Here is a 24,483-nt window from a genome sequence, read left to right on the forward strand (position 1 = left end):
TACTTGCCGACCTTTCGCACCCGGCGTAGACCAGTGCCCACGGGACAGCGCTCGGACGTTCGACGAGGACGAAGAACGGGGCAGTGATGCGCAGCACGAGCAACACCATCCGGACACGCAGGACCGTAAGGGCCGCCGCCGCACTCCTCGCGGGAGCGCTCGCGCTCACCGCGTGCGGCAGTGACGACGACAAGAGCAGCGGAGGCGAGAGCAGCCCGGGCCAGGAGTCGGGCAGCTCCCTCACCCTCCCGAAGCTGGACGGCACGACACTCTCGGTCGCCGCCGTGTGGACGGGCGCCGAGCAGGCCAACTTCAAGAAGGTCCTGGCCGAGTTCGAGGAACGCACCGGCGCGAAGGTCACCTTCGTGCCCGCCCAGGACCCGATCGTCAACTTCCTAGGCTCGAAGATCGCGGGCGGTCAGCCGCCGGACGTCGCGATGCTCCCGCAGCCGGGCGCGATCCAGCAGGCCGTGGAGAAGAAGTGGGCCAAGCCGCTGGGCGCCGAGGCGAAGGCGGAGCTCGCGAAGAACTACTCGCAGGGCTGGCAGGACATCGGCGCGGTCGACGGCACCCAGTACGGCGTCTACTTCAAGGCCGCCAACAAGTCGCTGATCTGGTACAACGCCCAGGTCTTCGAGAACGCGGGCGCGACCGAGCCGGCCACATGGGACGAGCTGCTGACGACCGCTCAGACGGTCTACGACTCCGGCGTCACCCCGTTCTCCATCCCGGGCGCGGACGGCTGGCCGCTGACCGACTGGTTCGAGAACGTCTACCTCTCCCAGGCCGGCCCGGAGAAGTACGACCAGCTAGCGAAGCACGAGATCAAGTGGACGGACCCCTCCGTGACGAAGGCCCTGACCACGCTGGCGCAGATCTGGGGCCAGAAGGACTACGTGGCGGGCGGCGCCGGCGGAGCCCTCCAGACGGAGTTCACCGAGGCGGTCACCCAGACTTTCACCGGCGGTGACCAGCCCAAGGCCGCCATGGTCTACGAGGGCGACTTCGTGCAGGTCAACATCGGGCAGACGAAAGCCGAGGTGGGGACGGACGCGAAGGTGTTCCCGTTCCCGAAGGTCGGCGACACCGCGCCCGTGGTCTCCGGCGGTGACGCGGCGGTGATCCTCAAGGACTCCGAGGGCGCCCAGGCGCTGGCGACCTTCCTGGCCTCGCCGGACGCGGCGGAGATCCAGGCGAAGCTGGGCGGCTATCTGTCGCCCAACAAGAACGTCGACCTCTCCGCGTACCCGAACGACGTGCAGCGCACGATCGCCGAGGCGCTGATCGAGGCGGGCGACGACTTCCGCTTCGACATGTCCGACCAGGCCCCGCAGGCCTTCGGCGGCACACCCGGCAAGGGCGAGTGGAAGGACCTCCAGGACTTCCTGAAGAACCCGACGGACGTGGCCGGCATCCAGCGGAAACTGGAGTCGGACGCGGCAGCGGCGTACGGGAACTGACCCGGCGATGAAGTCGGCCGCGGCGGCGGGGGCTCCCGGAGCCCCCGCCCCTCCCCGCTCGCGCAAGAGCGTGACCGGCACCCGCCGGACGGTGGCGGCGCTGTTCCTGCTGCCCGCCCTGGTGCTGCTGGGCGCGCTCGTGGTCTACCCGATCGGGTACTCGGTCGTGCGCAGTCTCTACGACCAGTCCGGCGACGATTTCGCCGGCATCGACAACTACCGGGTTCTCTTCACCGACGACGGCATCCGCACGGCGCTGAGGAACAACGTGATCTGGGTGGTGTTCGCGCCGACGGTCGCGACCGCGCTCGGTCTGGTGTTCGCGGTGCTGACCGAACGGATCCGCTGGGGCACCGCGTTCAAACTGGTCGTCTTCATGCCGATGGCGATCTCGATGCTCGCCGCCGGCATCATCTTCCGGCTGGTCTACGACCAGGACCCGGACAAGGGCGTGGCGAACGCGGTGTGGGTCGGGATGCACGACACGTTCGCGCAGTCGTCGGCGTTCCCCAAGGCCCACCCGGGCCGTGAGTCGCCGCTGCGGGCGGAGAAGGGCGGCGCGTTCCTCACCGCGGAGCCCGTCCGCGCGGGCGACCCGGTCGCCCTGCCCCTGGTCGGCGTCGCCCCCGACCAGATGCCCGACGGCGCGCAGCGGGCCGTCCGGGCCAAGACCGAGCCCGGCAAGGTCACGGGCACGACCTGGCAGGACTTCACCCGCGGCAAGGGCGTCGGCACGCTCGGCGCGCCGGACCCGTCGGAGCTGGGCTACGCGGGCATGCGGATCGAGGCGGTCAAGGACGGCGAGGTCGTCGCGTCGGCCGAGGCCGCGGCCGACGGCACCTTCACCCTCCCCGCGGCGGCGGACGGCGCCCGGCTGCGGCTGCCCGCGAGCAACTTCCAGGAGCCGTACAACGGCGTGGACTGGCTCGGCCCGTCGCTGGTCACGCCGGCGATCATCGGCTCGTACATCTGGATGTGGGCGGGCTTCGCGATGGTGCTGATCGCGGCCGGGCTGGCGAGCGTGGAGCGGGAGCTGCTGGAGGCGGCGCGGGTCGACGGGGCGAACGAGTGGCAGGTGTTCCGCAGGGTCACCGTGCCGCTGCTCGCGCCGGTCCTCGCGGTCGTCGTCGTGACCTTGATGATCAACGTGCTGAAGGTGTTCGACCTGGTGTTCATCATCGCCCCCGGCTCCTCCCAGGACGACGCCAACGTGCTCGCCCTGGAGCTGTACCGCAAGGGCTTCTCCGAGGACCGGCCCGGTGTCGCCAGCGCCATCGCGGTGTTCCTGCTGCTGCTGGTGATCCCGGTGATGTGGTTCAACATCCGTAGGCTCCGACGGGAGGTGCGGCGATGAAGGCCTCCGACGGGCCGGTGCGGGCCGAGCGGTCCCTGGCCACGAGGATCGTGGAGAAGCTGGGCGGCGGTCTGGTCCGGGTGTTCCTGCTGCTGGTCGGTCTGTTCTGGCTGGTGCCGACGATCGGTCTGCTGATCTCCTCGCTGCGCTCGCCGGAGGACCTCGGCGCGAGCGGCTGGTGGAAGGTGTTCACGGAGCCGTCGCAGCTCACCGTGGACAGCTACCAGAAGCTGCTGGAGAACGGCGACATCACCGACTCGATCGTCAACACCGTGCTGATCACGGTGCCGGCGACGGTGCTGGTGGTGGTCGTCGGCTCGCTCGCCGGCTACGCGTTCGCCTGGATGGAGTTCCCGGGCCGGGACTGGTGGTTCCTGGGCGTGGTGGGCCTGCTGGTGGTGCCCGTGCAGGTGGCGCTGATCCCCATCGCCGAACTGTTCGGCGCGGTCGGCCTGTTCGGGTCGGTGCTGGGGGTGATCCTGTTCCACGTGGGCTTCGGTCTGCCGTTCGCGGTGTTCCTGCTGCGGAACTTCTTCGCGGAGATCCCCCGCGAGCTGCTGGAGGCGGCCCGCCTCGACGGCGCCGGCGAACTGCGCCTTTTCGTGCGGGTCGTGATGCCCCTGGGCGGGCCGGCCATCGCCAGCCTGGGCATCTTCCAGTTCCTGTGGGTGTGGAACGACATGCTGGTGGCGCTGGTGTTCACCGACGCCGGCAGCCAGCCGATCACGGTCGCCCTCCAGACCCAGGTACGGCAGTTCGGCAACAACGTCGACGTGCTGGCGCCCGGCGCGTTCGTCTCGATGGTGATCCCGCTGGCCGTGTTCTTCGCGTTCCAGCGGCAGTTCGTGTCCGGTGTGATGGCCGGCGCGGTCAAGTAGGCGTCCGCACAAGGGGGGTGGACCGTCACCGGTCCGCCCCTCGCCGTTCACCCGGTGTCCCCCGGATGCCGTAGGCGAACGTAACCAAGTCACTCCGTCGGCCGTTGCCGGGCCAGGCCCTGTCGTCCCGCGCCGACCCATGGATGTCCCTTGCCCAGGTTCAGTGTCATCGTCCCCGCGTACAAGGTTCAGGCGTATCTGCACGAGTGCCTCGAATCGGTGCTGTCCCAGTCGTACCCCGACCTCGAGGTGATCGCCGTCGACGACCGCTCGCCGGACGCCTGCGGCGAGATCATCGACGAGTTCGCGGCACGCGATCCGCGCGTGCGCCCCCTGCACCTGGCGGAGAACGCCGGACTGGGCCCGGCCCGCAACGCCGGTCTGGCCCGGGCGACCGGCGACTACGTGCTCTTCCTGGACTCCGACGACACGCTCACCCCGGACGCGCTGGAGTCCATCGCCGACCGGCTGAAGGAGACCGGCGAGCCGGACCTGCTGGTCTACGACTACGCCACCACGGACTGGACGGGTGAGGCGCGGCGCCACAGGTTCGCCGCGCAGCTCACCGAGGAGGGCCCGGCGCCCTTCCGGCTGGAGGACCGGCCGGGCCTGCTCAGGGTGCTGATGGTGGCCTGGAACAAGGCCTACCGGCGGGACTTCGTCACCCGCGCGGGCCTCACCTTCCCGCCCGGCTTCTACGAGGACACCCCCTGGACGTACCCGGCGCTGCTGGCCGCCGAGTCGATCGCGACGCTGGACCGGGTCTGCGTGCACTACCGGCAGCGCCGCCGGGGCAGCATCCTGTCCACCACCAGCCGACGGCACTTCGACGTCTTCGACCAGTACGACCGGGTCTTCGCGTTCCTCGACGAGCGGCCCGCGCTCGCCCGGTGGCGGCCGGTGCTGTTCCGCCGGATGGTCGACCACTTCACGACCGTGTTCACCCGGCCCGGCCGGCTGCCCCGCGGGGCGCGCGCCGAGTTCCTGCGCCGGGCCCGCGCCCACTACCGCCGCTACCGGGCCCCCGGCGCGCCCGTCCCGCCGCGCACCCGGCTGCGCCACGCCCTCGTCCGCCTCGGCCTGCACCGCACCTACCGGGCCCTCCAGGCCGCCGCCACCGCGGCCCGCCGCGCCCGCGGGCTCGCCGGGAAGCTGGGCCACGCCCTGCGGGCGGGTCTGCTCCAGGCCCACTACCGCGTCCAGCTGCGGCTGCCGCTGCGCGCCGACCGGGCCGTCTTCGCCGCCTACTGGGGGCGCGGCCACGGCTGCAACCCGGGCGCGCTGGAGGCCGCGTTCCGCGCCCACGCCCCGCAGGTGCGCACGGCGTGGATCGCCCGCCCCGAGCACCAGCGGGACATCCCGCCGGGCCCGCGCCCGCTGCGCCCCGGCACCGCCGCCTACTGGACGGCGCTGGCCCGCTCCAAGTACCTCGTGAACAACGTCAACTTCGACCGCCGGCTGGTCAAGCGCCCCGGCCAGGTCTTCGTCCAGACCCAGCACGGCACCCCCCTCAAGCGCATGGGCCTGGACCTCCAGGAGTACCCGGCGGCCGCGCGGGACATGGACTTCGCCGAGCTGCTGCGGGGCGTCGACAAGTGGGACTACGTCCTGTCCGCCAACCGCCACACCACCCTGACCTGGGAGCGCGTCTACCCCGGCGGGTACACCACGCTGGAGTACGGCTACCCCCGCAACGACGTCTTCCAGCAGGCGACGGACGCGGACGTGACCCGGCTGCGCGAGGCGCTCGGCATCCCCCGCGACACGGTCGCCATCCTCTACGCGCCGACCCACCGCGACCACCGCCGCACCCAGCGCGCCGTCCTCGACCTGGAGCGGATCCTGCGCCGCCTGGGCCCGCGCTTCGTGATCCTCGCCCGGTCCCACTACTGGCAGCCCGCCCTGCCGCCGCGCGACGGCCGCGTCCTCGACGTCAGCGGCCACCCCAGTGTGGAGTCGCTCTGCCTGGCCTCGGACGCCCTGGTCACCGACTACTCGTCGATCATGTTCGACTACGCCAACCTCGACCGGCCGATCGTCGTCCACGCCCCCGACGACGACTGGGCGGCCTACGAGGCGGCCCGCGGCACCTACTTCGACCTGCGGGCCTGCCCGCCGGGCGCGGTCGCCCGCAGCGAGGACGAGCTGATCGACATCTTCGCCACCGGCCACTGGCGCGGCTCCCGCTCCGCCCAGCTGCGCACCGCGTTCCGCGAGCGGTTCTGCCCGTACGACGACGGACGGGCCGCCGAGCGCGTCGTACGGCACGTCGTGCTGGGCGAGACGGCGCCGCCGCCGGTCGTGCCGCTCGCCGAGCGCCGGCCCGTGCCGTCGGCGGCCTCGGCGTTCACCCGCACCCCGCTCACCACCGTGCCGCAACCGTCCGGCCCGCAGCCGTCCGACCGCCGAGCCGTCACCGACCGGCTCTGACCGTCACCGGCCCCGGCTCCGACCGTCACCGGCCGGCTCCGAGGGCCGCCCGCCCCCGCGGCCCGGCCGGGCCCGGCCTCCGGGACCCCCGGCCCCGCCGGCCCCTCCAGCCCCTCGACAGAGAAAGAGCAGTATGCCCCGCTTCAGCATCATCGTCCCGTCCCACGGTGTCGCGGGCCGGCTGTCCCTGGCGCTGGACTCCGTCCTCGCCCAGTCCTTCGGCGACTTCGAGCTGCTCCCGGTCTGCGACGCGCCCGGCACCCCGGCCGCGGACGTCGCCGCCGGGTACGCCGCGCGGGACTCCCGGGTGACGCCCGTGCACTCGCCCCCGTCGGCGGGCCTGGCCGGGGCGCGCAACGCCGGGCTGCGGGCGGCGACCGGCGCGTACCTGCTGTTCCTCGACGGCGACGACACCCTCGCCCCGGGTGCGCTGACCGCCCTGGACGCCCGCCTGGCCGAGACCGGCGAGGTCGACGTCCTGTACGCCGAGCACGAGCGCTGCCCGTGGTGGGAGGGCGAGCCGGCCAACCCGGCGGCCCCGCTGCTGGCGGGCGCGCCGCGGGGCGCCTTCGCCCCCGCCGAGGCGCCCCGGGTGACCGGCGTGGAGCTGCCGGCGTGGAGCGCGGCCTACCGGCGGTCCTTCCTCACCGGGCACCGGCTCGCCTTCCCCGACGGCCACTTCACCGACATCGGCTTCGGCGGCCTGGTCACCCTGCGCGCCGAGCGGATCGCGGTCCTGCGCCGGGTCGTCGTACGGCATCTGCTGCGCCGGCAGGGCGGCCGGCTCAACCTGCCGGGCGAGCACCACACCGAACTCCTGGACCGGGCCGAGGCGGTGCTGACGGCGGCGGCCGAGCTGTCCGTGCCGGCCGAGCGGTCGGGGCCGCTCTTCGAGCAGCTCTTCGCCGCCGTCCTGAAGACGGCCGCGCACCCGGCACGGCTGCCCGGGCCGCTGCGCCGCGCCTTCTTCCGCCGGGCGGCCCGGCTGTACCGGCTCCACCGCCCGGCCGGCTTCCGCGGGCCGGGCGGGAGCATGGGGGTGCAGCACCGGCTGCTGGCGGCGGGGGCGTACACGGCGTTCCGCGCGCTGCGGGACGCCAACCGGACGGCGTCGGCGGCCGCCCGGCGCGTCCCGCGCCCCCGGGGGCTGCGCACGCGCCTGTACTACCGGACGCAGCTGCGCCGCCGTATCGACCCGAACCTGGCGGTGTACTGCGCCTACTGGGGGCGCGGATACGCCTGCAACCCGGCCGCGATCCACGCCAAGGCCGCCGAACTCGCCCCGCACATCCGGTCGGTGTTCCTCGTCGAGGCCGACCGGGCGCACACCCTCCCCGAGGGCGTCGACCACGCCGTCATCGGCTCCCGCCGGTACTGGCGGGTCCTGGCGCGCGCCAAGTACCTGGTGAACAACGCCAACTTCGCGGAGGGCGTCGTCAAGCGCCCCGGCAGCGTGCACGTGCAGACCCAGCACGGCACCCCGCTGAAGAAGATGGGCGTCGACCAGTCGACGTACCCGGTGGTGGCCGCCGCGACCGGCAGCTTCACCAAGCTGCTGGGCCGGGTGGACCGCTGGGACTTCAACCTCTCCGCCAACACCCACTCCACGCAGATGTGGGAGCGCGCCTTCCCCGGCTCCTACGAGCACCTGGAGTACGGCTATCCGCGCAACGACGTCTTCTGCACGGCGACCGCCGAGGACGTGGCCCGGATCCGGCGGGAGCTGGGCGTGCCCCACGGGAAGACGGCCGTCCTGTACGCCCCCACCCACCGCGACTGGCGGACCGGCTTCGACACGGGCCTGGACCTGGAGGCGTTCTGCGAGGCCGCCGGAGAGGACGTCGTGGTCCTGCTGCGCGCCCACTACTTCTACGACCGGGGGGTGCGCGCCGGCACCGGCCGGATCATCGACGTCACCGGCCACCCCTCCTCCGAGGAGGTCTGCCTCGCCGCCGACGCGCTGGTCACCGACTACTCGTCGATCATGTTCGACTACGCCGTCCTGGACCGCCCGATCGTGGTGTACGCCGACGACTGGGACGTCTACACCGAGACGCGCGGCGTGTACTTCGACCTGATGGCGGCCCCGCCCGGACCGGTCGCCCGGACGCCTCGGGAACTGGCGCGCGTGTTCCGCGACGGCTCGTACGCCTCCGCCGCGTCCGCGGAGCTCAGGGCCGCCTTCCGGTCCCGTTTCTGCGCGTTCGACGACGGCCGGGCCGCCGAGCGCGTGGTGCGCCGGGTGCTGCTCGGCGAGCCCGCGCAGGCGCTCCCGCCCGTACGGCCGCTCGCCGAGCGCGTCCCGGCCCCCGCCGCCTCCCCCCTCGTAAGGAGCTGACCGCAGCAGTGCCCCGCTTCAGCATCATCGTCCCCTGCTTCAAGGTGCAGGGCTTCCTGCGCGAGTGCCTCGACTCGGTCCTGGAGCAGTCGTACCGGGACCTCGAGGTGATCGCCGTCGACGATCGCTCCCCCGACGGCTGCGGCGCGATCCTCGACGAGTACGCGGCCCGCGACGACCGGGTGCGGGTCCTGCACCTGCCGGAGAACGCCGGCCTCGGCCGCGCCCGCAACGCGGGCCTGCCGCACGCCACCGGCGACTACCTGTTCTTCCTCGACAGCGACGACACCCTGGCCCCGGGCGCGCTGCGCGCGACGGCCGACCGCCTCGACGAGACCGGCGACCCGGACGTCCTGGTCTTCGACTACGCCCGCACCTACTGGTGGGGCGGCACCCGCCGCAACGCGCTCGCGCACGTCCTCGCCGACTGCGGCGAGGACACGTTCACGGCCGCCGAGCGGCCCGAGATCCTCGACCTGCTGATGGTCGTGTGGAACAAGGTGTACCGGCGGGACTTCGTCGAGTCGAACGGCTTCCGCTTCCCGCCCGGCTACTACGAGGACACCCCCTGGACGTTCCCGGTGATGCTGAGCGCGCAGCGGATCGCCACGCTGGACCGGATCTGCCTGTACTACCGCCAGCGCCGCCAGGGCAACATCCTGTCCACCACCAGCCGCAAGCACTTCGACATCCACGACCAGTACGAACGGGTGTTCGCCTTCGTCGGCTCCCGTCCGGAGCTGGCGGGCTGGCGGCCCTACCTGCACCGCAAGATGGGCGAGCACTGTCTGGACATCCTCGCCAAGCCGGACCGGCTGCCGCCGTCGGACAAGGCCGAGTTCTTCCGCCGCACGGCCGAGCTGTTCCGCGCCCACCGGACGGCCGAGCCGGTCCCCGACGAGCTGCGCGTGCTGGAGGGCGGCTACCGGGCCTACCGGGCCCGGCGGCTGGCCGGGCGGGCCGGGCGCGAGCTGGCCCGGCGCGCGGGGCAGGCGCGCGCGGCGGCGGGGGCGCGGGCGCAGCGGGCCGCGGGCGCCGTCCAGGCCCGGCGCCCGCTCGATCCGCACCTCGTCGTGTACTCGGCGTTCTCGCACCGGGGCGTGCTCGGCGATCCGGGGGCCGTCTACCGCAAGGCCCGCGAGATCGCCCCGCAGCTGCGGGGGGTGTGGGTGGTGCGGGACGAGGAGACGGCCGCGCGGCTCCCGGACGGCGTCGAGCACGTGCTCCTCGACTCCCCCGCCTACCGGCGGGTGACCGCGCGGGCCGGCTTCTTCGTCAACAACGTCAACTGGCCCGGCTCGCTCGTCAAGCGCCCCGGCAGCGTCCACGTCCACACCCACCAGGGCACCCCGCTGAAGTACATGGCGGCCGACCTGCTGGACCGGCCCGGCGCCCGGTACGGCGTGGACGTGCCGCAGATGCTGCGCCGCGCCGACCGCTGGGACCACAGCCTGGTCGCCAATCCGCACTCCGAGCTGGTGTGGGAGCGGGCGTACCCGTGCCACTTCGCGTCGGCGCGGACCGGCAGCCCGCGCAACGACGTGCTGGTGAACGCGGCCGAGGGCGCGGGCGCGGCGGTGCGGGCGCGGCTGGGCGTCCCGGAGGGCCGCACGGTCGTGCTGTACGCGCCGACGCGCCGCGAGTACGTGCGCGGCGGGCACGTCGACCGGATCGACCTGGCCCGGTTCGCCGCCGACCTCGGCGAGGACCACACCCTCGTGGTGCGGCTGCACCCCTCCCTGGCGGCCGGTCCGGCGCGCGGGACGGGCCTGGCCGAGCTGCACCGGCGCGGGATCCTCGTCGACGCGACCGACGAACCGCACGTCGAGGACGTCCTGCTCGCCGCCGACGTCCTGGTCACCGACTACTCGGCCCTGATGTTCGACTACGCCAACCTGGACCGGCCGGTCGTCGTCCACGCCGACGACCGGGCCGCGTACGCGGCGAGCCGGGGCACCTACTTCGACATCACCGCCGAGCCGCCCGGCCATGTCTCGCGCGACTACCGGGAGCTGGCCCGGCTGTTCGCCTCGGGCAGCTGGCGCGACGAGGAGTCGGCGCGGCTGCGGGCGGCCTTCCGGGAGCGGTTCTGCGTGTTCGACGACGGGCGGGCGGCCGAGCGGGTCGTACGGACGCTGCTGCTGGGCGAGCCGATGCCGCAGCGGGCCACGGTGCGCGTCCCGGGTCCGGCGACGGCCCGCGACCTGCTGGCGTCCACATGAGGCTGCGCCCGCGGTCCGCAGGTGGCCGGGTGGGTCCGCGTCGGCGGCCGGCCGGCGTGCGGGCCTGGTTCCGTCCGCGGCCCACCGGCGCACGGGTGTCGTTCCGCTCGCGGCCCGCCGGTGGCCGGGTAGGGACGCGTCCGCGGTCCGCCGGCGTCCGGGCCTGGTTCCGGCCGGCCGGCGTGCGGGTGTCGTTCCGCTCGCGGCCCGCCGGTGGCCGGGTGGGGACGCGTCCGCGGCCGGCCGGCGTCCGGGCCTGGTTCCGTCGGCGGCCCTGTGCCCGGGTGCTGGTCCTGGCCGTCGTGTTCGCGCTGCTCCAGCTCGCGAACGTCACCGGCCGGGACACCCCGGACAGCAAGAACTACCTGTCGTACGCGCTGAGCCTGCGCGGGGAGGGCAAGCGGGAGGCGGCGGCCGCCACGATCGACTGGGCGTGCGCGGGGCAGGCCTCGATCGCCGTCCGGCGGCAGAGCGTGGACGTGATCCGCTTCCACCGTCCCGACCCCCGCGCCCGGGTGGGCGGCGACTGCCGGGCGCGGGAGTGGCGCAACGCCGGGGCGCGGCTGGCGGCGGGGCAGACCGGCGGGCACACCGTGCCGTTCATGTCGGAACGCTTCATGCGGATCTTCGAGGTGCGGCCGGGCTATCCGGTGTTCCTCGTCCCGTTCGTCACCGTGTTCGGCGTGGTGTGGGGGATGTGGGCGGCGGGCGTCGCGGTGACCGTGGCGGGCGGGCTGCTGGCGTTCCTGATCCTGCGCACGCTGCGCGCGCCGACCTGGGTCTGCCTGACCGGGCAGGCGCTGTACTACGTCCTGCCGTGCGGCACGACCGCCATGCGCCCGATGACCGAGGGGCTGCTGCTGGCGCTGACGCTGACGGCGGTGTGGGGGTGCGCGCTGGCCCTGGACGGGCGGGTGCGGTGGGGGGCGGGGCTGGTGGGCGGCGCGCTGGCCGCCCTGTTCGCGGTCAAGCACTCGCAGGCGCTGTTCCTCGGGCTGTGTCTGGCGGGTGCGGGCGCGCTGGTCGCCGTACGGCGCCGGCGGGCCGGAGGGCCGGTGGGGCGCGCGGTGGCGGTGCTGGGCGTGGCGGGCGGGTGCGGGGTGCTGGGGACGGTGCTGCTGGCACGGCTGCTGCACTACCCGTCGGCGTCGGAGAGCCTCCAGGACCTGCTGACCCACCACTTCACCCGGCCCGACCGCCTCCGTCCGTGGCCGGAGTTCTGGCAGCTCCAGGGGAACTTCTGGGGGGAGTGGCTGCGGCGGCAGCTGTGGGAGCCGCTGTTCCTGGCGGCGCTGGCGGCCGGGGCGTGGGGGGCGCTGCGCGGCCGGCGGCGGACGTTCGGCGTGTTCCTGGTGGCGGCCGCCTGCACCGGGTTCCTCACCCAGGCCGGGCACCCGGACATCACCATCTGGGGCGGCCGGCTGGTCGTGCTGGCCTGGCTGCTGCCGGTGCTGGGCCTGCCGCTGCTGCTGGAGTCCGCGCTCCGGGAGCGGGCCGCGCCGCCGGCCCGGGAGCAGCGGACCGGGACCGTACGGGCTCACTCGATGAGGTGATGGTCGGCAAGGCTGTTGACGCGGGCGGGAACACATACGGCCGATGCCTCCCACGTCCCCTCCCCTGTTCCCGCTCCGCCCGGTCCGATGAGCGTCGGCGTACTGATCCGGCGTCCGGTGCGCGGGGCGACGGCGCTGCGCGGCGGGCGCCTGTGGCGTCCGACGCCGTACCAGGTGTTCGGGTTCCTGTTCTGGCTGGTGGTGTCGCTGGCGTTCTGGCGGGTGCCGCTGTGCTGCGACGCCGGTCAGCACGCGGCGGTCGTGGAGCGGCTGACGGCCGACCTCCTCCGTCCGCGCCATCCGACGGCGGACCTGCCGGGGGCGGGCAGCCCCTACTACTCGCCGTACGCGGTGGCCGAGGGCGCCTTCGCCCGGCTGACCGGTCTGCGGGGCTGGGAGGTGCTGCGGGTCGCGGGGCCGGTGAACCTGCTGGTGCTGCTGACCGGGATCGGCCGGTTCACGCGGGTGCTGACGCCGCGGCCGTGGGCGCCGGTGTTCGCGCTGGGCGCGATGACCCTGCTGTGGGGCACCGAGCGGGCCTGGTGGAGCGGCTACCTGGGCCTGATGTCGATGACCGGCAACCTCGGCTACCCGTCGACCTTCGCCATCGGGCTCGCCTTCTGGGCGTGGGCGCTGACGGGGGCACGCGCGCGGGACGCGCGGCGGGTGCGGTTCGTGGGGCCGGGCGGGCTGCGCGGCTTCACCGGGTACGCGGCGGTGGGCGCGCTGTACGGGGTGGTGCTGCTGGTGCATCCGATCACGTCGGTGGCGGCGGTGACCGGGGGCGCGGCCCTCGTCCTGGGCCGGCAGCGGGGGTGGCGGCCGGCGGTGGTGCTGCGGTGGGCGGGCGCGGGCGCGGCGGCACTGCTGGTCGCGGCGTCCTGGCCGTACTTCGACGTGTTCGCGCTGGCCGGGGACGGCAGCGTGGACGCGATGCACCGGCGGCTGTACGAGGGGCTGGTGGACCACTTCGGGCTGGCGCTGCTGGGGCTGCCGGCGCTGTGGCTGCGCGGACGGGCCTCGGCGCGCGATCCGCTGGTGCTGATGTTCGCCCTGGACTGCCTGGTGGTGGGGTACGGCTGGGTCAGCGGTCACTACACCTACGGGCGGATCCTGGGGCTGACGCTGGTGGCGCCGCAGTTCGCGCTGGCGGTGGAGCTGGCGGCGCCCCGGCCGTGGGGTGCGGGGCGGCGGGTGCTGGGGGCGGCCGCGGCGGGCGCGGCCTGCCTCGGCTTCCTCACCGTGCACGCCGGGGCGGTCGTACCGCGCTCGCTGGATCCGGTCGGCTTCGACCAGCCGCCGCGCTGGCCCGCGTACGACTGGGCCGCACCGTACATCCGGCCCGGCGAGGTGGTGATCACCGACGGGTACTACGCCGTCCACGCGATCGCCGGGTACGGGCCGAACCTCGCCGCGCCCGCCTGGCCGGACGCGGCGGTCGGGGAGGGGGAGCGGCTGCGGCGGCTCGCGGACGTCCGCGCCTACCTCTCCCCGGGGTCGACCCGCGCCGAGCGGTCGGCGATCGTCCGCCGCCACCGCGTCCGCTGGCTGCTGCTCACGCGCCGGCAGCGGGTGCCCGAGGAGGCGGTGGTGGTGGCGTGGAGCCGGCGGACGGGGGAGGTGCTGGCGCGGGTCGGGTGAGGTCGCCGGGGGTTTCCGGCCGTCACTCGACGACGAGGTCGACCTCGATGTTGCCGCGGGTGGCGTTGGAGTAGGGGCAGACCTGGTGGGCCTGCTCGACCAGCTTGCGGCCGGTCTCCTCGTCCACGGTGTCCGGCAGCTCGACGCGGAGGGTGACCTTGAGGCCGAAGCCCTCGCCCTGCTTGCCGATGCCGACCTCGGCGGTCACCGCGGCGTCGCTGACGTCGGCCTTCGCCTGACGGCCGACCAGGGCGAGGGCGCTGCCGAAACAGGCCGCGTACCCGGCGGCGAAGAGCTGCTCGGGGTTGGTGCCCTGGCCGTTTCCGCCGAGCTCCACCGGCATGGCCAGCTGGAGGTCGATCCTGCCGTCGGAGGAGACGGTGCGGCCGTCGCGGCCGTGGGTGGCGGTGGCGACCGCGGTGTAGAGCGCGTCCATGGATGAACCATCCCTTGCGGAGATCGGTGTCGGGGGGTGGCCGGCCCTCGCGCGGTGGCGTCCGGGCCGTCCCACCCTAGAAGTGAAGCACACAATCAAATTGTGCACAACTAAATAGCCCCCAAGAGCTACCCTGGAGGCATGACCCCGCCGCCGACGCCCGACACCGGCACTCCCGCCGCCCCCGAGGAGAACTGGCTCCGCCTGGACCGCCAGATCTGCTTCTCCCTGCACGCCGCCTCGCGCGCCTTCAACGGCGTCTACCGCGTGATCCTCAAGGACCTCGGGCTGACCTACCCCCAGTACCTGGTGATGCTGGTGCTCTGGGAGGAGGGCGAGCTGCCCGTCAAGAAGCTGGGCGAACACCTGCGACTGGACTCCGGTACCCTCTCGCCGCTCCTGAAGCGGCTGGAGTCGGCCGGTCTGGTCCGGCGGGAGCGCAACGCGCGCGACGAACGCTCGGTCGTGGTCCGGCCGACCGAGGAGGGCACGGCGCTGCGCGAGCGGGCCCTGCGGGTGCCGCGCCGGATCGCCGGCGCCACGGGCTTCGACCTGGAGGAGATCCGCGCGCTGCGCGAACGCCTCGACCGGCTCACCGAGGCGCTGGACGCGGCGGCGGTGGCGGAGGGCGCCGGGGGCGGCGAGGCGGGGCGCGACCAGCCGGTGCGGGAGGGCCCGCCGGCTGTCCGACCGTGAGGCGACCCGCGGCCGTCAAGGGGAGGCACACATGACCGACCCGGTCGGTCACGGGCGGCGCCGGCCGGGGGAGGCACGGATGACCTGGTCGGTCACGGGCGGCGCCGGCTACCTCCCGACGGCCCCCGCGTCCGGGTCCACATCCACGTCGTCGCCCTGGCCGGGGCCCATGCCACCGCCGCCCGCGCGCTCCGGGCGCCGCCCGGCCACACCCTCACCCTGAAGCGCTCCGGGCACCGCCCGGCCACACCCTCAACTTGAAGCACTCCGGGCACCGCCCGCCACACCCTCACCCTGAAGCGCTCCGGGCGCCGCCCGGCCACTCCCCCGCTCTGGACCGGGCTCGGCGTCCCGGCCAGCCCCCGCTCACAGGGCCTTGATCGCCTCGGCGGTCGCGCGCGCCAGGGCGTCCAGGTACCCCTTGGGCAGCTTCGGGCTGCGGATCACGACCGAGCGCCAGTACAGCGGCCCCGAGATCAGGTCGAGCGCCAGTTCGTCGTTGAGGCCCTCGCGCACCTCGCCGCGCCGGGCCGCCGCCGCCACGATCTTCAGCGCGACCCCCTCCTGCCCGTCCCGCAGCGCCTTCTGCATCGCCTCGGCGATCTCCGGGTTGCGGGCCGCCTCGGCCTGGAGGTCGGGGATGATCTGCGAGGCGACCGGATGCCGCAACGCCCGGGACGTCACCTCGTACAGCAGCCTGAGGTCCCCCTCCAGACTCCCGGTGTCCGGGGCCGGCAGTCCCTGTACGGCGATCGCCGAGACGACGTCCAGCACCAGGTGCAGCTTGGAGCGCCAGCGCCGGTACACCGCGGTCTTGCCGACACCGGCGCGCCGGGCGATGCCCTCGATGGACATCCGCGCGTAGCCGACGGTCGCGAGCTCCTCGAACACGGCCGCCCGGATGGCCTCCGTCACATCCTCCCGGAGCACGGCCGCTCCGGCGGGGGTCCGGCGGCGCGGACGCGTCTGGGGACCGTCGGCGTTCGTCGTCATGCGGACAGCATAGGGCGTTGCGACGATACGGGCCCGTCCCCACGCGCCCTCCCCGCCCCCTTCCCCGCGCAACCCCGGCGGGACGACGCCACCGTGACGACGAAACGGTTGCGTTCCGACGCCCATTCGCCTTACGCTCACGTTGCGACGATACGGTCCCGTCCCGACGTAAGAAAACGTGAAGAGAAGCGTAAGAGAACGCCGGGTGACGACGGGCGCACGCCGGACGCACGCACCCCACCCCCCGAGTGAAAGCAGCGGATGTGAGCCAGGTCCTCCACACACCGCCCCCGACGCGGCCAGAGGTCCACGAAGACCTCGCGGCTCTCGCGGCCCGGCACGGCCTGTCGGTCAGCGGCGCCCGCCCGTCCCTGCCGGTCTACGTCCGCCAGTTGTGGGACCGCCGCCACTTCATCAGCGCGTTCGCCACCGCCAAGCTCACCGCGCAGTACAGCCAGGCGAGGCTCGGCCAGGTCTGGCAGGTCATGACCCCCCTGCTGAACGCGGCGGTCTACTACTTCATCTTCGGCGTCCTGCTGGAGACCAAGGAGGGCGTGCCGGACTTCATCCCGTTCCTGGTCACGGGCGTGTTCGTGTGGACGTTCACCCAGAGCTCGATCATGGCGGGCACCCGGGCGATCTCCGGCAACATCGGCCTGGTGCGGGCCCTGCACTTCCCGCGCGCCGCCCTGCCGATCTCCTTCTGCCTCCAGCAGCTGCAACAGCTGCTGTTCTCGATGGCCGCGCTGGTGGTCATCCTGCTGTGCGTCGGCGTCCCGCCCGCCGTCTCCTGGGTGCTGGCGGTACCCGCCCTGCTGCTCCAGTTCGTCTTCAACGCGGGCGTCTCGATGATCCTGGCCCGCCTCGGCGCCAAGACTCCCGACATCGCCCAGCTGATGCCGTTCGTCCTGCGCACCTGGATGTACATCTCGGGCGTGATGTGGAGCATCGACAACCTGCTCCGCCAGCACAGCGACCTGCCGGCCTGGGTCGGCGACCTGCTGCGCGCCAACCCGGCCGCCATCTACATCGACCTGATGCGCTTCGCGCTGATCGACACGTTCACCGCGAGCCAGCTGCCCCCGCACGTGTGGGCCTGGGCGGCCGGCTGGGCCCTGCTCGCCGGCGCCGGCGGCTTCATCTACTTCTGGAAGGCTGAGGAGACGTACGGCCGTGGCTGACACCGCAGGACTCACCGAGCCGACCCCGACCCCGACCCCGACCCACGAGCGCGTCCCCACCGACGGGCGCGTCCCCACCGTCGTCGCGGACGGCGTCGACATCGTCTACCGGGTCAACGGCACCGGCGCCGGACGCGGCTCCGCGACCGCCGCCCTCAACCGCATGCTGCGCCGCAAGCAGACCGAGAAGGCGGCGGGCGTCCGCACCGTGCACGCCGTCAAGAACGTCTCCTTCGTCGCCCACAAGGGCGAGGCGATCGGGCTGATCGGCACCAACGGCTCCGGCAAGTCGACCCTGCTCAAGGCGGTCGCGGGCCTGCTCCCCGTGGAGCGCGGCAAGATCTACACCGACGGCCAGCCCTCCCTCCTCGGCGTCAACGCGGCCCTCATGGGCGACCTGACGGGCGAGCGCAACGTCTACCTCGGCGGCCTGGCGATGGGCATGTCCCGCGAGCAGATCAAGGAGCGCTACCAGGAGATCGTCGACTTCTCCGGCATCAACGAGAAGGGCGACTTCATCTCCCTGCCCATGCGCACCTACTCCTCCGGCATGGGCTCCCGGCTGCGCTTCTCCATCGCCGCCGCCAAGGACCACGACGTGCTGCTCATCGACGAGGCGCTGTCCACCGGCGACGCGCGCTTCCAGGCGCGGTCGGCCGAGCGCATCCAGGAGATGCGCAAGCACGCGGGCACCGTCTTCCTCGTCAGCCACAGCAACAACGCGATACGCACCACCTGCGACCGCGTGCTGTGGCTGGAGCGCGGCGAACTGCGCATGGACGGCCCCACGGAGGAGGTCATGCAGGCCTACGAGGCGTTCACCGGCGACAAGCCGAAGAAGAAGCCGCGCCCGAAGCAGCCGGCGTAGCGGCCCGCCCGCCTCTTCCGCACGCGGGCCTCTCCCGCCTGCACCGCGAACGACGCGAGGGCGCGCCCCCCGAGGCCTCGGGGGGCGCGCCCTCGCGCGGTGCGGTCAGACCCTACGAATGCGTCCGCAGCAGGGTCCGCATCGTCCGCATCGCCACCGACAGGTTGGCCAGGTCGAACGTCTCCGACCCCTGGATCTCCTCCAGGGTGACGCGCGCCCGCCCCAGGATCGCCGCGTTCTTCTGCTCCCAGGCCGTGAACCGCTGCTCGGGCGTCGAGGTGCCGTTGCCGACGGACAGGATGTCCGCGGTCAGCGCCGCGTGGGCCGCGTACAGGTCCTCGCGGATGGAGGCGCGGGCCATGGACTGCCAGCGGTCGGCGCGCGGCAGCTCGATGATGCGGTCCATGAGCTGGGTGATGTGCAGCCGGTCGGCGAGGTCGTAGTACACCTCGGCGACGTCCAGCGGGTCCTTGCCCGTGCGGTCGGCCACCGACACGATGTCGAGCGCCGGGAACACCGACGAGAAGCCGGCCACCCGGGTGGCGAGCTCGTCGGGCACGCCGGCGCCGGTGAGCTCGTCGTGGATCATCTGCCACCACTCCAGGTCCGCACCCCGCAGCAGCTTCGTCAGCTGCGACCAGACCTGCTCGACGCGGTCGGCGAAGAAGTCCACCGTCTCGGCGAGCTCCAGCGGCTGCGGCCGGTTGTTGAGCAGCCAGCGCGTGCCGCGTTCCACCAGGCGACGCGAGTGCAGGCGGATGCGGGTCTGGACGGCCGCCTCGACCCTGTTGTCGAGATCCTCCACCGCGTCCCACACGGGAGCCGAACGGAAGATCGCCCGGGCCGCGGTCTGCGCCCGCACGATCTCCTCCAGCGAGGCGCCGGTCTCCTCCCGCAGCCGGTGCAGATAGGTCGTACCGCCGGTGTTGACGGTGTCGTTGACCAGGACGGTCGTGGTGATCTCGCGGCGCAGCGGGTGGCTGTCGATGTGCTCGGGGAACCGCTCGCGCAGCGCGGCCGGGAAGTAGGCGTACAGCAGGGTGCGCAGGTAGGGGTCGTCGGGCAGCGAGGTGTGCAGCAGCTCGTCCGACACCGTGATCTTCGTGTACGCCATGAGGACGGCCGTCTCCGGCCCGGTCAGGCCCTGGCCGGCGGCGAGGCGCTCGCGGATCTGCCGGTCGGCGGGCAGGAACTCCAGCGCCCGGTCGAGGTGGCCCTCGCGCACCAGGTGGCGCATGAACCGCTGCTGGGCGTGGAGCATGTCCTTGGACTGGGCGAGGGCGTTGGCGATCGCCGTGTTCTGCGCGTAGTTGTTGCGCAGCACGAGCCGGCCGACCTCGTCGGTCATCTCGGCGAGCAGCTTGTTGCGCTGCTTGACGGTCATGTCGCCGTCGGCGACCACGCCGTTGAGCAGGATCTTGATGTTCACCTCGTGGTCGGAGGTGTCCACGCCCGCGCTGTTGTCGATGGCGTCCGTGTTGATCCGGCCGCCGCGCCGGGCGAACTCGATCCTCCCGAGCTGGGTCAGGCCCAGGTTGCCGCCCTCGCCGACGACCTTGACGCGCAGGTCGGCGCCGTCGACGCGGATGGCGTCGTTCGCCTTGTCGCCGACGTCGGTGTTCGACTCGGTGGACGCCTTGACGTAGGTGCCGATGCCGCCGTTCCACAGCAGGTCCACCGGCGCGGCGAGGATCGCCCTCATCAGGTCGGCCGGGGTCAGCTTGGTGACGCCCGCCTCGATGCCGAGGGCCTCGCGGACGTGTGCGTTGACCGGGATCGCCTTCGCCGTACGGGGGAAGACGCCGCCACCGGCCGACAGCAGCCCGGTGTCGTAGTCGGCCCAGCTGGAGCGGGGCAGTTCGAACAGGCGGCGGCGCTCGGCGTACGACGTCGCCGCGTCCGGGTCCGGGTCGATGAAGATGTGCCGGTGGTCGAAGGCGGCGACCAGGCGGATGTGCTCGGAGAGCAGCATGCCGTTGCCGAACACGTCACCGGACATGTCGCCGATGCCGACCACCGTGAAGTCCTCGACCTGCGTGTTCACGCCCAGCTCGCGGAAGTGCCGCTTCACGGACTCCCAGGCGCCGCGCGCGGTGATGCCCATCGCCTTGTGGTCGTACCCGGCGGAGCCGCCGGAGGCGAAGGCGTCGCCGAGCCAGAAGCCGTACGTCTGGGCGACCTCGTTGGCGATGTCGGAGAAGGTGGCGGTGCCCTTGTCGGCGGCGACGACCAGGTAGGTGTCGTCCCCGTCGTGGCGGACCACGTCCGCCGGGGGCACGACCTCGCCGGCGACCATGTTGTCGGTGATGTCGAGCAGGGCGGAGATGAAGGTCCGGTAGCTGGCGATGCCCTCGGCCATCCAGGCGTCGCGGTCCGCGGCCGGGTCGGGCAGCTGCTTGGCGACGAAGCCGCCCTTGGCGCCGACCGGCACGATGACGGTGTTCTTCACCATCTGCGCCTTGACCAGGCCGAGGATCTCGGTGCGGAAGTCCTCCCGCCGGTCGGACCAGCGCAGACCGCCGCGCGCGACCTTCCCGAACCTCAGGTGCACGCCCTCCACGCGCGGCGAGTACACCCAGATCTCGAAGGCGGGGCGGGGCGCCGGCAGGTCCGGGACGGCCTGCGGGTCGAACTTCATCGACACGTAGTCGTGCGGTGTGCCGTCGGCGGTCCGCTGGAAGAAGTTGGTGCGCAGGGTCGCCTTGAGGACGGTGAGGAAGGAGCGCAGGATGCGGTCCTCGTCGAGGGAGGCCACCTGGTCCAGGGCGGCCTCGAGCTCCTCCAGGAGGGCGTCGACGATCTCGTGCCCGGCGCGCTGCCGGTCCGGCGACATCCGCGCCTCGAACAGGGAGACCAGCAGCCGGGTGGTGTGGACGTTGTTGCGGAGGGTGTCCTCCATGTAGTCCTGGCTGAAGGTGGAGCCGGCCTGCCGCAGGTACTTGGCGTACGCGCGCAGCACCATCGCCTGCCGCCAGTTCAGGCCGGCGCTCAGCACCAGGGCGTTGAAGCCGTCGTTCTCCGCCTTGCCGGTCCAGGTCGCGGCGAACGCCTCCTGGAACCGCTCGCGGCCGTCGTCCCCGAGGTGGTCGCCGTTGCCGCCGCCCAGGGAGCGCGGGATGCGCAGACCGAAGTCGTAGATCCAGGCGACGCTGCGGTCGGCCAGGCGCAGCTCGTAGGGCCGCTCGTCGACGACCTCGACGCCGAGCCGGCTGAGGACCGGCAGCACGGCCGACAGGGAGATCGCGTCGCCCTTGCGGTAGATCTTGAAGCGGCGCTCGTCGGGGCCGGCGCCCACCGGCTCGTACAGGCTGAGCGCGAAGTTCCGCTCCTCGTCGAGCCGTTCGAGGTGGACCAAGTCGGCGACGGCCGCGCGCGGGATGTGGTCGGCCTTGTAGCCCTCGGGGAAGGCGTTGCCGTACCGGCGCAGCAGCTCCGCGGCCCGCTCCTCGCCCAGTTCGGCGGTGAGCGCCTCGGAGAACGCGTCGGCCCAGGACCGGACCGCCTCCACCAGCCGGGCCTCGATGCGCTCCTTGTCGCTGTCGGACAGCTGCGGCAGCTCGGTGCCCTGCGGGACGCGGACGACGAAGTGCAGGCGGGAGAGGATCGACTCGGTGTTCCAGGCGGTGAAGTCGACGCTGATGCCGCCGAGTTCCTCCTTGAGGATGTCGATGATCCGCAGCCGGACACCGGTGGTGTAGCGGTCGCGCGGCAGGTAGACGAGCGCGGAGTAGTAGCGGCCGTACTCGTCCTGCCGCAGGTAGAGGCGGAGCCGCCGGCGTTCCTGGAGGTAGAGGACGGAGGTGACGATGGACTGGAGTTCGCCCACCGGCGTCTGGAACAGCTCGTCGCGCGGGTAGGTCTCCATGATCTGGAGCAGGTCGCGGCCGTCGTGGCTGTGGGGTGAGAAGCCGGCGCCCTTCAGGACGGCGTCGACCTTGCGCCGGACGACCGGCACCCGCAGCACCGACTCGGTGTAGGCGGCGGAGGAGAACAGGCCGAGGAAGCGCCGCTCCCCGACGACGTTGCCGTCCGCGTCGAACTTCTTGACGCCGACGTAGTCGAGGTAGGACGGCCGGTGCACGGTGGCGCGGCTGTTGGCCTTGGTCAGCACGAGCAGCTTGTGCTCGCGGGCCTTGGCGCGGGCGTCGGCCGGGAGCCGCTCGAAGGAGGGGCTGACGGGGTGGGGTTCGCCCTCGGCGTGGTGCGGGTCGGAGCGCAGGATGCCGAGGCCGGTGCCGGGGACGGCGGCGAGGGAGTCGTCCTCCCGCAGCTGGTACTCCCGGTAGCCGAGGAAGGTGAAGTGGTCGGCGGCCAGCCAGCGCAGCAGCTCGCGGGCCTCCTCGACCTCGGGCGCGGGCAGGTCGCCGGGGACGGGCTCGTCCTGGAGCCGGTCGGCGACGCGCAGGGCCGCGTCCCGCATCTTCTCCCAGTCCTCGACGGCCTCACGGACGTCGGACAGGACGCGCAGCAGGTCGGCGGTGATCTGCTTGAGGTCGGCGCGGTCGGTCTCGCGGTCCGTCTCGACGTGGATCCAGGACTCGACGTGCGCGTCGTGCGGCAGGCCCGCGGAGGGCGGTGCCGCGAGCACCTCGACGAGCTTGCCGGTGAGGTCGCGGCGGACGACGACCTGCGGGTGGATGACGAGGTGGATGCCCCGTCCCTGCCGGGTCAGCTCGTTCGTCACCGAGTCGACCAGGAAGGGCATGTCGTCGGTGACGACCTCGACGACGGAGTGGCTGCAGGTCCAGCCGTTCTCCTCGACGGTCGGGGTGTGCACGCGGACGTTCGCGGTGCCCTGCGGGCGGTTCTCGGCCAGCCGGTAGTGGGAGAAGGCGGCTCCGAAGACGTCGACCGGGTCGCGGTCGGTGAGGTCCTCCGGGGCGGTGTGCAGGTAGTAGCGCTGGAGGAACGACAGCACGGCCTCGTGGTCCGGGATCCCCGGACCGCTCCCGTCCGTCGTCCCGGTCGGTAGGTGCCCCCCGGCCGGGCTGTTCTCAGCGACCCGGGCCGCCCTTTCGAGCAACTCGGCCTTGGCTTCGTCCAGCTTGGTCTGCATTGTCCTCTGACTCCTGTCGCGCGCCGTTGCGTGACGTAGAAGGAAGTACGGTCTCTTCCCCTGCGGCTCGACGCCACGTCCCGGGGTCTCCGGTCTGCTCCGACGCTATGCCGCAAGGGGAGATGCACGGGGCGTTATCAGCCATTCTCGACGCCGCTCCGGGGTGTGACGCTGATCTCCGCGCCGCCTGTGCCCGGGGTGTGTACGGCGTCCTGGGGTCCCTCGTGGCCCCGTCCCGCCCGTGCGGACCAGCGACTGCCACCCGGCCGCGGTCGTCGTCCGCGGTCACCGGGCGCGGGGCAGGGGCGACATCGCCCCCGCGAGCTATCGCGCTGATCACGCCACCAAGGCTATCGCTCCCCACGGGGGGCCCGTCATGAGCCGTATGTGTACAAAACAGGGGCTGCAAGTTTGACGTTCTGCACAGCGGTGGGGCGAGGCGTTGTGTGTGTGGCGGAGAACACGGGGGCCGCGGCCCCGGACGGAAAAGTCGACGCGCGGCCCGCTCCCGGGCAACCTGAAAGCACCCCACCTCTTGGCAGGGCCGCCACCAAGAGGCACGTTGCTGGAAGAGCGCCCGCCCGAGAGGAGCCGTCCGTCATGACCGCGAAGATCCTCATCGTCACCGGCGACGCAGCGGAGTCCTTGGAGGTCCTCTACCCCTACCAACGCCTGCGCGAGGAGGGCTACGAGGTCCATATCGCCGCCCCCGCCCGCAAGCAGCTCCGCTTCGTCGTCCACGACTTCGAGCCCGGCTTCGACACCTACACCGAGAAGCCCGGCTACACCTGGCCGGCCGACCTGGCCTTCTCCGAGGTCGATCCCGGCCAGTACGCCGCCGTGGTCGTCCCCGGGGGCCGCGCCCCCGAGTACCTGCGCAACGACCCCGAACTCCGCAAGATCGTCAAGTCGTTCTTCGACGCGGACAAGCCGGTCGCCCAGATCTGCCACGGCCCCCTCCTCACCGCCGCCACCGACAGCCTCCGCGGCCGCCGCGTCACCGCCTATCCGGCGCTGGAGCCCGACATGCAGACCGCCGGCGCCACCTTCCAGGACACCGAGGCCGTGGTCGACGGCACGCTGGTCTCCTCCCGCGCCTGGCCGGACCACCCGGCCTGGATGCGCGAGTTCCTCACCGTGCTGCGCGCGAAGGCACCGGCGGTCTGAGCCGCTCCCGGACACCACCGGACCCGCAGCGGCCGGCTGCCGGATCCACGGCCACCACCGGATCCGGGGCCGCCACCGGATCCGCGGCCGCCGCCATCGATCCACGCCCACGACCGGATCAGCAGCCATCACCGGATCCACGCCACAACCGGCCGGACCAGGAGTCATCACCGGTTGCGCAGTCGACGCGGGTGCGGCGCTCCCAAGGGC

15 protein-coding genes are annotated in these 24,483 nt (G+C 72.9%); 12 read left to right on the plus strand and 3 right to left on the minus strand.

Annotated features, from left to right (window positions below):
* The first annotated feature begins 86 nt into the window (after positions 1-86).
* From ACFV9M_RS05660 to ACFV9M_RS05695, 8 genes are all read left to right on the plus strand, one after another.
* Positions 87-1,460: an ABC transporter substrate-binding protein gene (locus ACFV9M_RS05660; protein ID WP_385073554.1), complete on the plus strand. Its 1,374-nt coding sequence runs from the start codon at positions 87-89 to the stop codon at positions 1,458-1,460.
* A 7-nt stretch (positions 1,461-1,467) separates the two neighbouring features.
* Entirely contained in the window at positions 1,468-2,814 is a 1,347-nt protein-coding gene (locus tag ACFV9M_RS05665; RefSeq protein ID WP_385073551.1) for a carbohydrate ABC transporter permease, read from the plus strand.
* Positions 2,811-3,692: a carbohydrate ABC transporter permease gene (locus ACFV9M_RS05670; RefSeq protein ID WP_385073548.1), complete on the plus strand. Its 882-nt coding sequence runs from the start codon at positions 2,811-2,813 to the stop codon at positions 3,690-3,692. The genes ACFV9M_RS05665 and ACFV9M_RS05670 overlap by 4 nt, the downstream gene beginning before the upstream one ends.
* Positions 3,693-3,842: 150 nt before the next feature.
* A complete protein-coding gene (locus ACFV9M_RS05675) occupies positions 3,843-6,122 on the plus strand; it encodes a CDP-glycerol glycerophosphotransferase family protein (protein WP_385073545.1) in 2,280 nt (759 codons plus the stop codon).
* A gap of 133 nt (positions 6,123-6,255) precedes the next feature.
* Positions 6,256-8,460 (plus strand): CDP-glycerol glycerophosphotransferase family protein, encoded by a 2,205-nt coding sequence (locus tag ACFV9M_RS05680; RefSeq protein ID WP_385073541.1) that lies wholly within the window; start codon positions 6,256-6,258, stop codon positions 8,458-8,460.
* 8 nt (positions 8,461-8,468) lie between these two features.
* On the plus strand, positions 8,469-10,682 hold the full coding sequence (locus ACFV9M_RS05685; protein WP_385102345.1) for a CDP-glycerol glycerophosphotransferase family protein: 2,214 nt from the start codon (positions 8,469-8,471) through the stop codon (positions 10,680-10,682).
* A 284-nt stretch (positions 10,683-10,966) separates the two neighbouring features.
* Complete coding sequence (locus tag ACFV9M_RS05690) at positions 10,967-12,235, plus strand: hypothetical protein (RefSeq protein ID WP_385075201.1); 1,269 nt, start codon at positions 10,967-10,969, stop codon at positions 12,233-12,235.
* A gap of 87 nt (positions 12,236-12,322) precedes the next feature.
* Positions 12,323-13,876, plus strand: coding sequence for a hypothetical protein (locus ACFV9M_RS05695; RefSeq protein ID WP_385075199.1), 1,554 nt, complete (start codon positions 12,323-12,325; stop codon positions 13,874-13,876).
* Positions 13,877-13,898: 22 nt separating this feature from the next.
* On the opposite strand, the gene ACFV9M_RS05700 is transcribed toward ACFV9M_RS05695, so the two are convergent.
* The gene (locus ACFV9M_RS05700) at positions 13,899-14,312 is read right to left on the minus strand and encodes an organic hydroperoxide resistance protein (RefSeq protein WP_385075197.1); all 414 of its coding nucleotides are present in this window, start codon (positions 14,310-14,312) and stop codon (positions 13,899-13,901) included.
* A gap of 141 nt (positions 14,313-14,453) precedes the next feature.
* Here ACFV9M_RS05700 and ACFV9M_RS05705 point away from each other — a divergent pair, with 141 nt between their 5' ends.
* Complete coding sequence (locus tag ACFV9M_RS05705; protein WP_385075194.1) at positions 14,454-15,008, plus strand: MarR family winged helix-turn-helix transcriptional regulator; 555 nt, start codon at positions 14,454-14,456, stop codon at positions 15,006-15,008.
* Between the two features lie 366 nt (positions 15,009-15,374).
* Here the strand turns inward: ACFV9M_RS05705 and ACFV9M_RS05710 are convergent, their stop codons facing one another.
* Positions 15,375-16,001, minus strand: coding sequence for a TetR/AcrR family transcriptional regulator (locus ACFV9M_RS05710; protein ID WP_385075191.1), 627 nt, complete (start codon positions 15,999-16,001; stop codon positions 15,375-15,377).
* Positions 16,002-16,264: 263 nt separating this feature from the next.
* Here ACFV9M_RS05710 and ACFV9M_RS05715 point away from each other — a divergent pair, with 263 nt between their 5' ends.
* Entirely contained in the window at positions 16,265-17,182 is a 918-nt protein-coding gene (locus ACFV9M_RS05715; RefSeq protein WP_385075188.1) for an ABC transporter permease, read from the plus strand.
* A 100-nt stretch (positions 17,183-17,282) separates the two neighbouring features.
* Positions 17,283-18,050, plus strand: a complete 768-nt coding sequence (locus ACFV9M_RS05720; protein WP_385075207.1) for an ABC transporter ATP-binding protein — start codon at positions 17,283-17,285, stop codon at positions 18,048-18,050.
* A gap of 112 nt (positions 18,051-18,162) precedes the next feature.
* On the opposite strand, the gene ACFV9M_RS05725 is transcribed toward ACFV9M_RS05720, so the two are convergent.
* Positions 18,163-23,106 carry an NAD-glutamate dehydrogenase gene (locus ACFV9M_RS05725; protein WP_385075186.1) on the minus strand — a complete coding sequence of 1,648 codons (4,944 nt, stop codon included), beginning with the start codon at positions 23,104-23,106 and terminating at the stop codon, positions 18,163-18,165.
* A 600-nt stretch (positions 23,107-23,706) separates the two neighbouring features.
* Between ACFV9M_RS05725 and ACFV9M_RS05730 the strand changes: the two genes are divergently transcribed.
* Positions 23,707-24,273, plus strand: coding sequence for a DJ-1/PfpI family protein (locus tag ACFV9M_RS05730; protein ID WP_385075184.1), 567 nt, complete (start codon positions 23,707-23,709; stop codon positions 24,271-24,273).
* Positions 24,274-24,483: the final 210 nt, after the last annotated feature.

The sequence above is a fragment of the Streptomyces sp. NPDC059895 genome, assembly GCF_042731035.1.
Taxonomy (GTDB): domain Bacteria; phylum Actinomycetota; class Actinomycetes; order Streptomycetales; family Streptomycetaceae; genus Streptomyces.

Excerpts from the sequence above, each read along its gene's own strand:
- ACFV9M_RS05705 (WP_385075194.1), top strand. The coding sequence starts at position 14,454 with ATGACCCCGCCGCCGACGCCCGACACCGGCACTCCCGCCGCCCCCGAG.
- ACFV9M_RS05665 (WP_385073551.1), top strand. The coding sequence starts at position 1,468 with ATGAAGTCGGCCGCGGCGGCGGGGGCTCCCGGAGCCCCCGCCCCTCCC.
- ACFV9M_RS05660 (WP_385073554.1), top strand. The coding sequence starts at position 87 with ATGCGCAGCACGAGCAACACCATCCGGACACGCAGGACCGTAAGGGCC.
- ACFV9M_RS05700 (WP_385075197.1), bottom strand. The coding sequence starts at position 14,312 with ATGGACGCGCTCTACACCGCGGTCGCCACCGCCACCCACGGCCGCGAC.
- ACFV9M_RS05725 (WP_385075186.1), bottom strand. The coding sequence starts at position 23,106 with ATGCAGACCAAGCTGGACGAAGCCAAGGCCGAGTTGCTCGAAAGGGCG.
- ACFV9M_RS05710 (WP_385075191.1), bottom strand. The coding sequence starts at position 16,001 with ATGACGACGAACGCCGACGGTCCCCAGACGCGTCCGCGCCGCCGGACC.
- ACFV9M_RS05695 (WP_385075199.1), top strand. The coding sequence starts at position 12,323 with ATGAGCGTCGGCGTACTGATCCGGCGTCCGGTGCGCGGGGCGACGGCG.
- ACFV9M_RS05730 (WP_385075184.1), top strand. The coding sequence starts at position 23,707 with ATGACCGCGAAGATCCTCATCGTCACCGGCGACGCAGCGGAGTCCTTG.
- ACFV9M_RS05670 (WP_385073548.1), top strand. The coding sequence starts at position 2,811 with ATGAAGGCCTCCGACGGGCCGGTGCGGGCCGAGCGGTCCCTGGCCACG.
- ACFV9M_RS05680 (WP_385073541.1), top strand. The coding sequence starts at position 6,256 with ATGCCCCGCTTCAGCATCATCGTCCCGTCCCACGGTGTCGCGGGCCGG.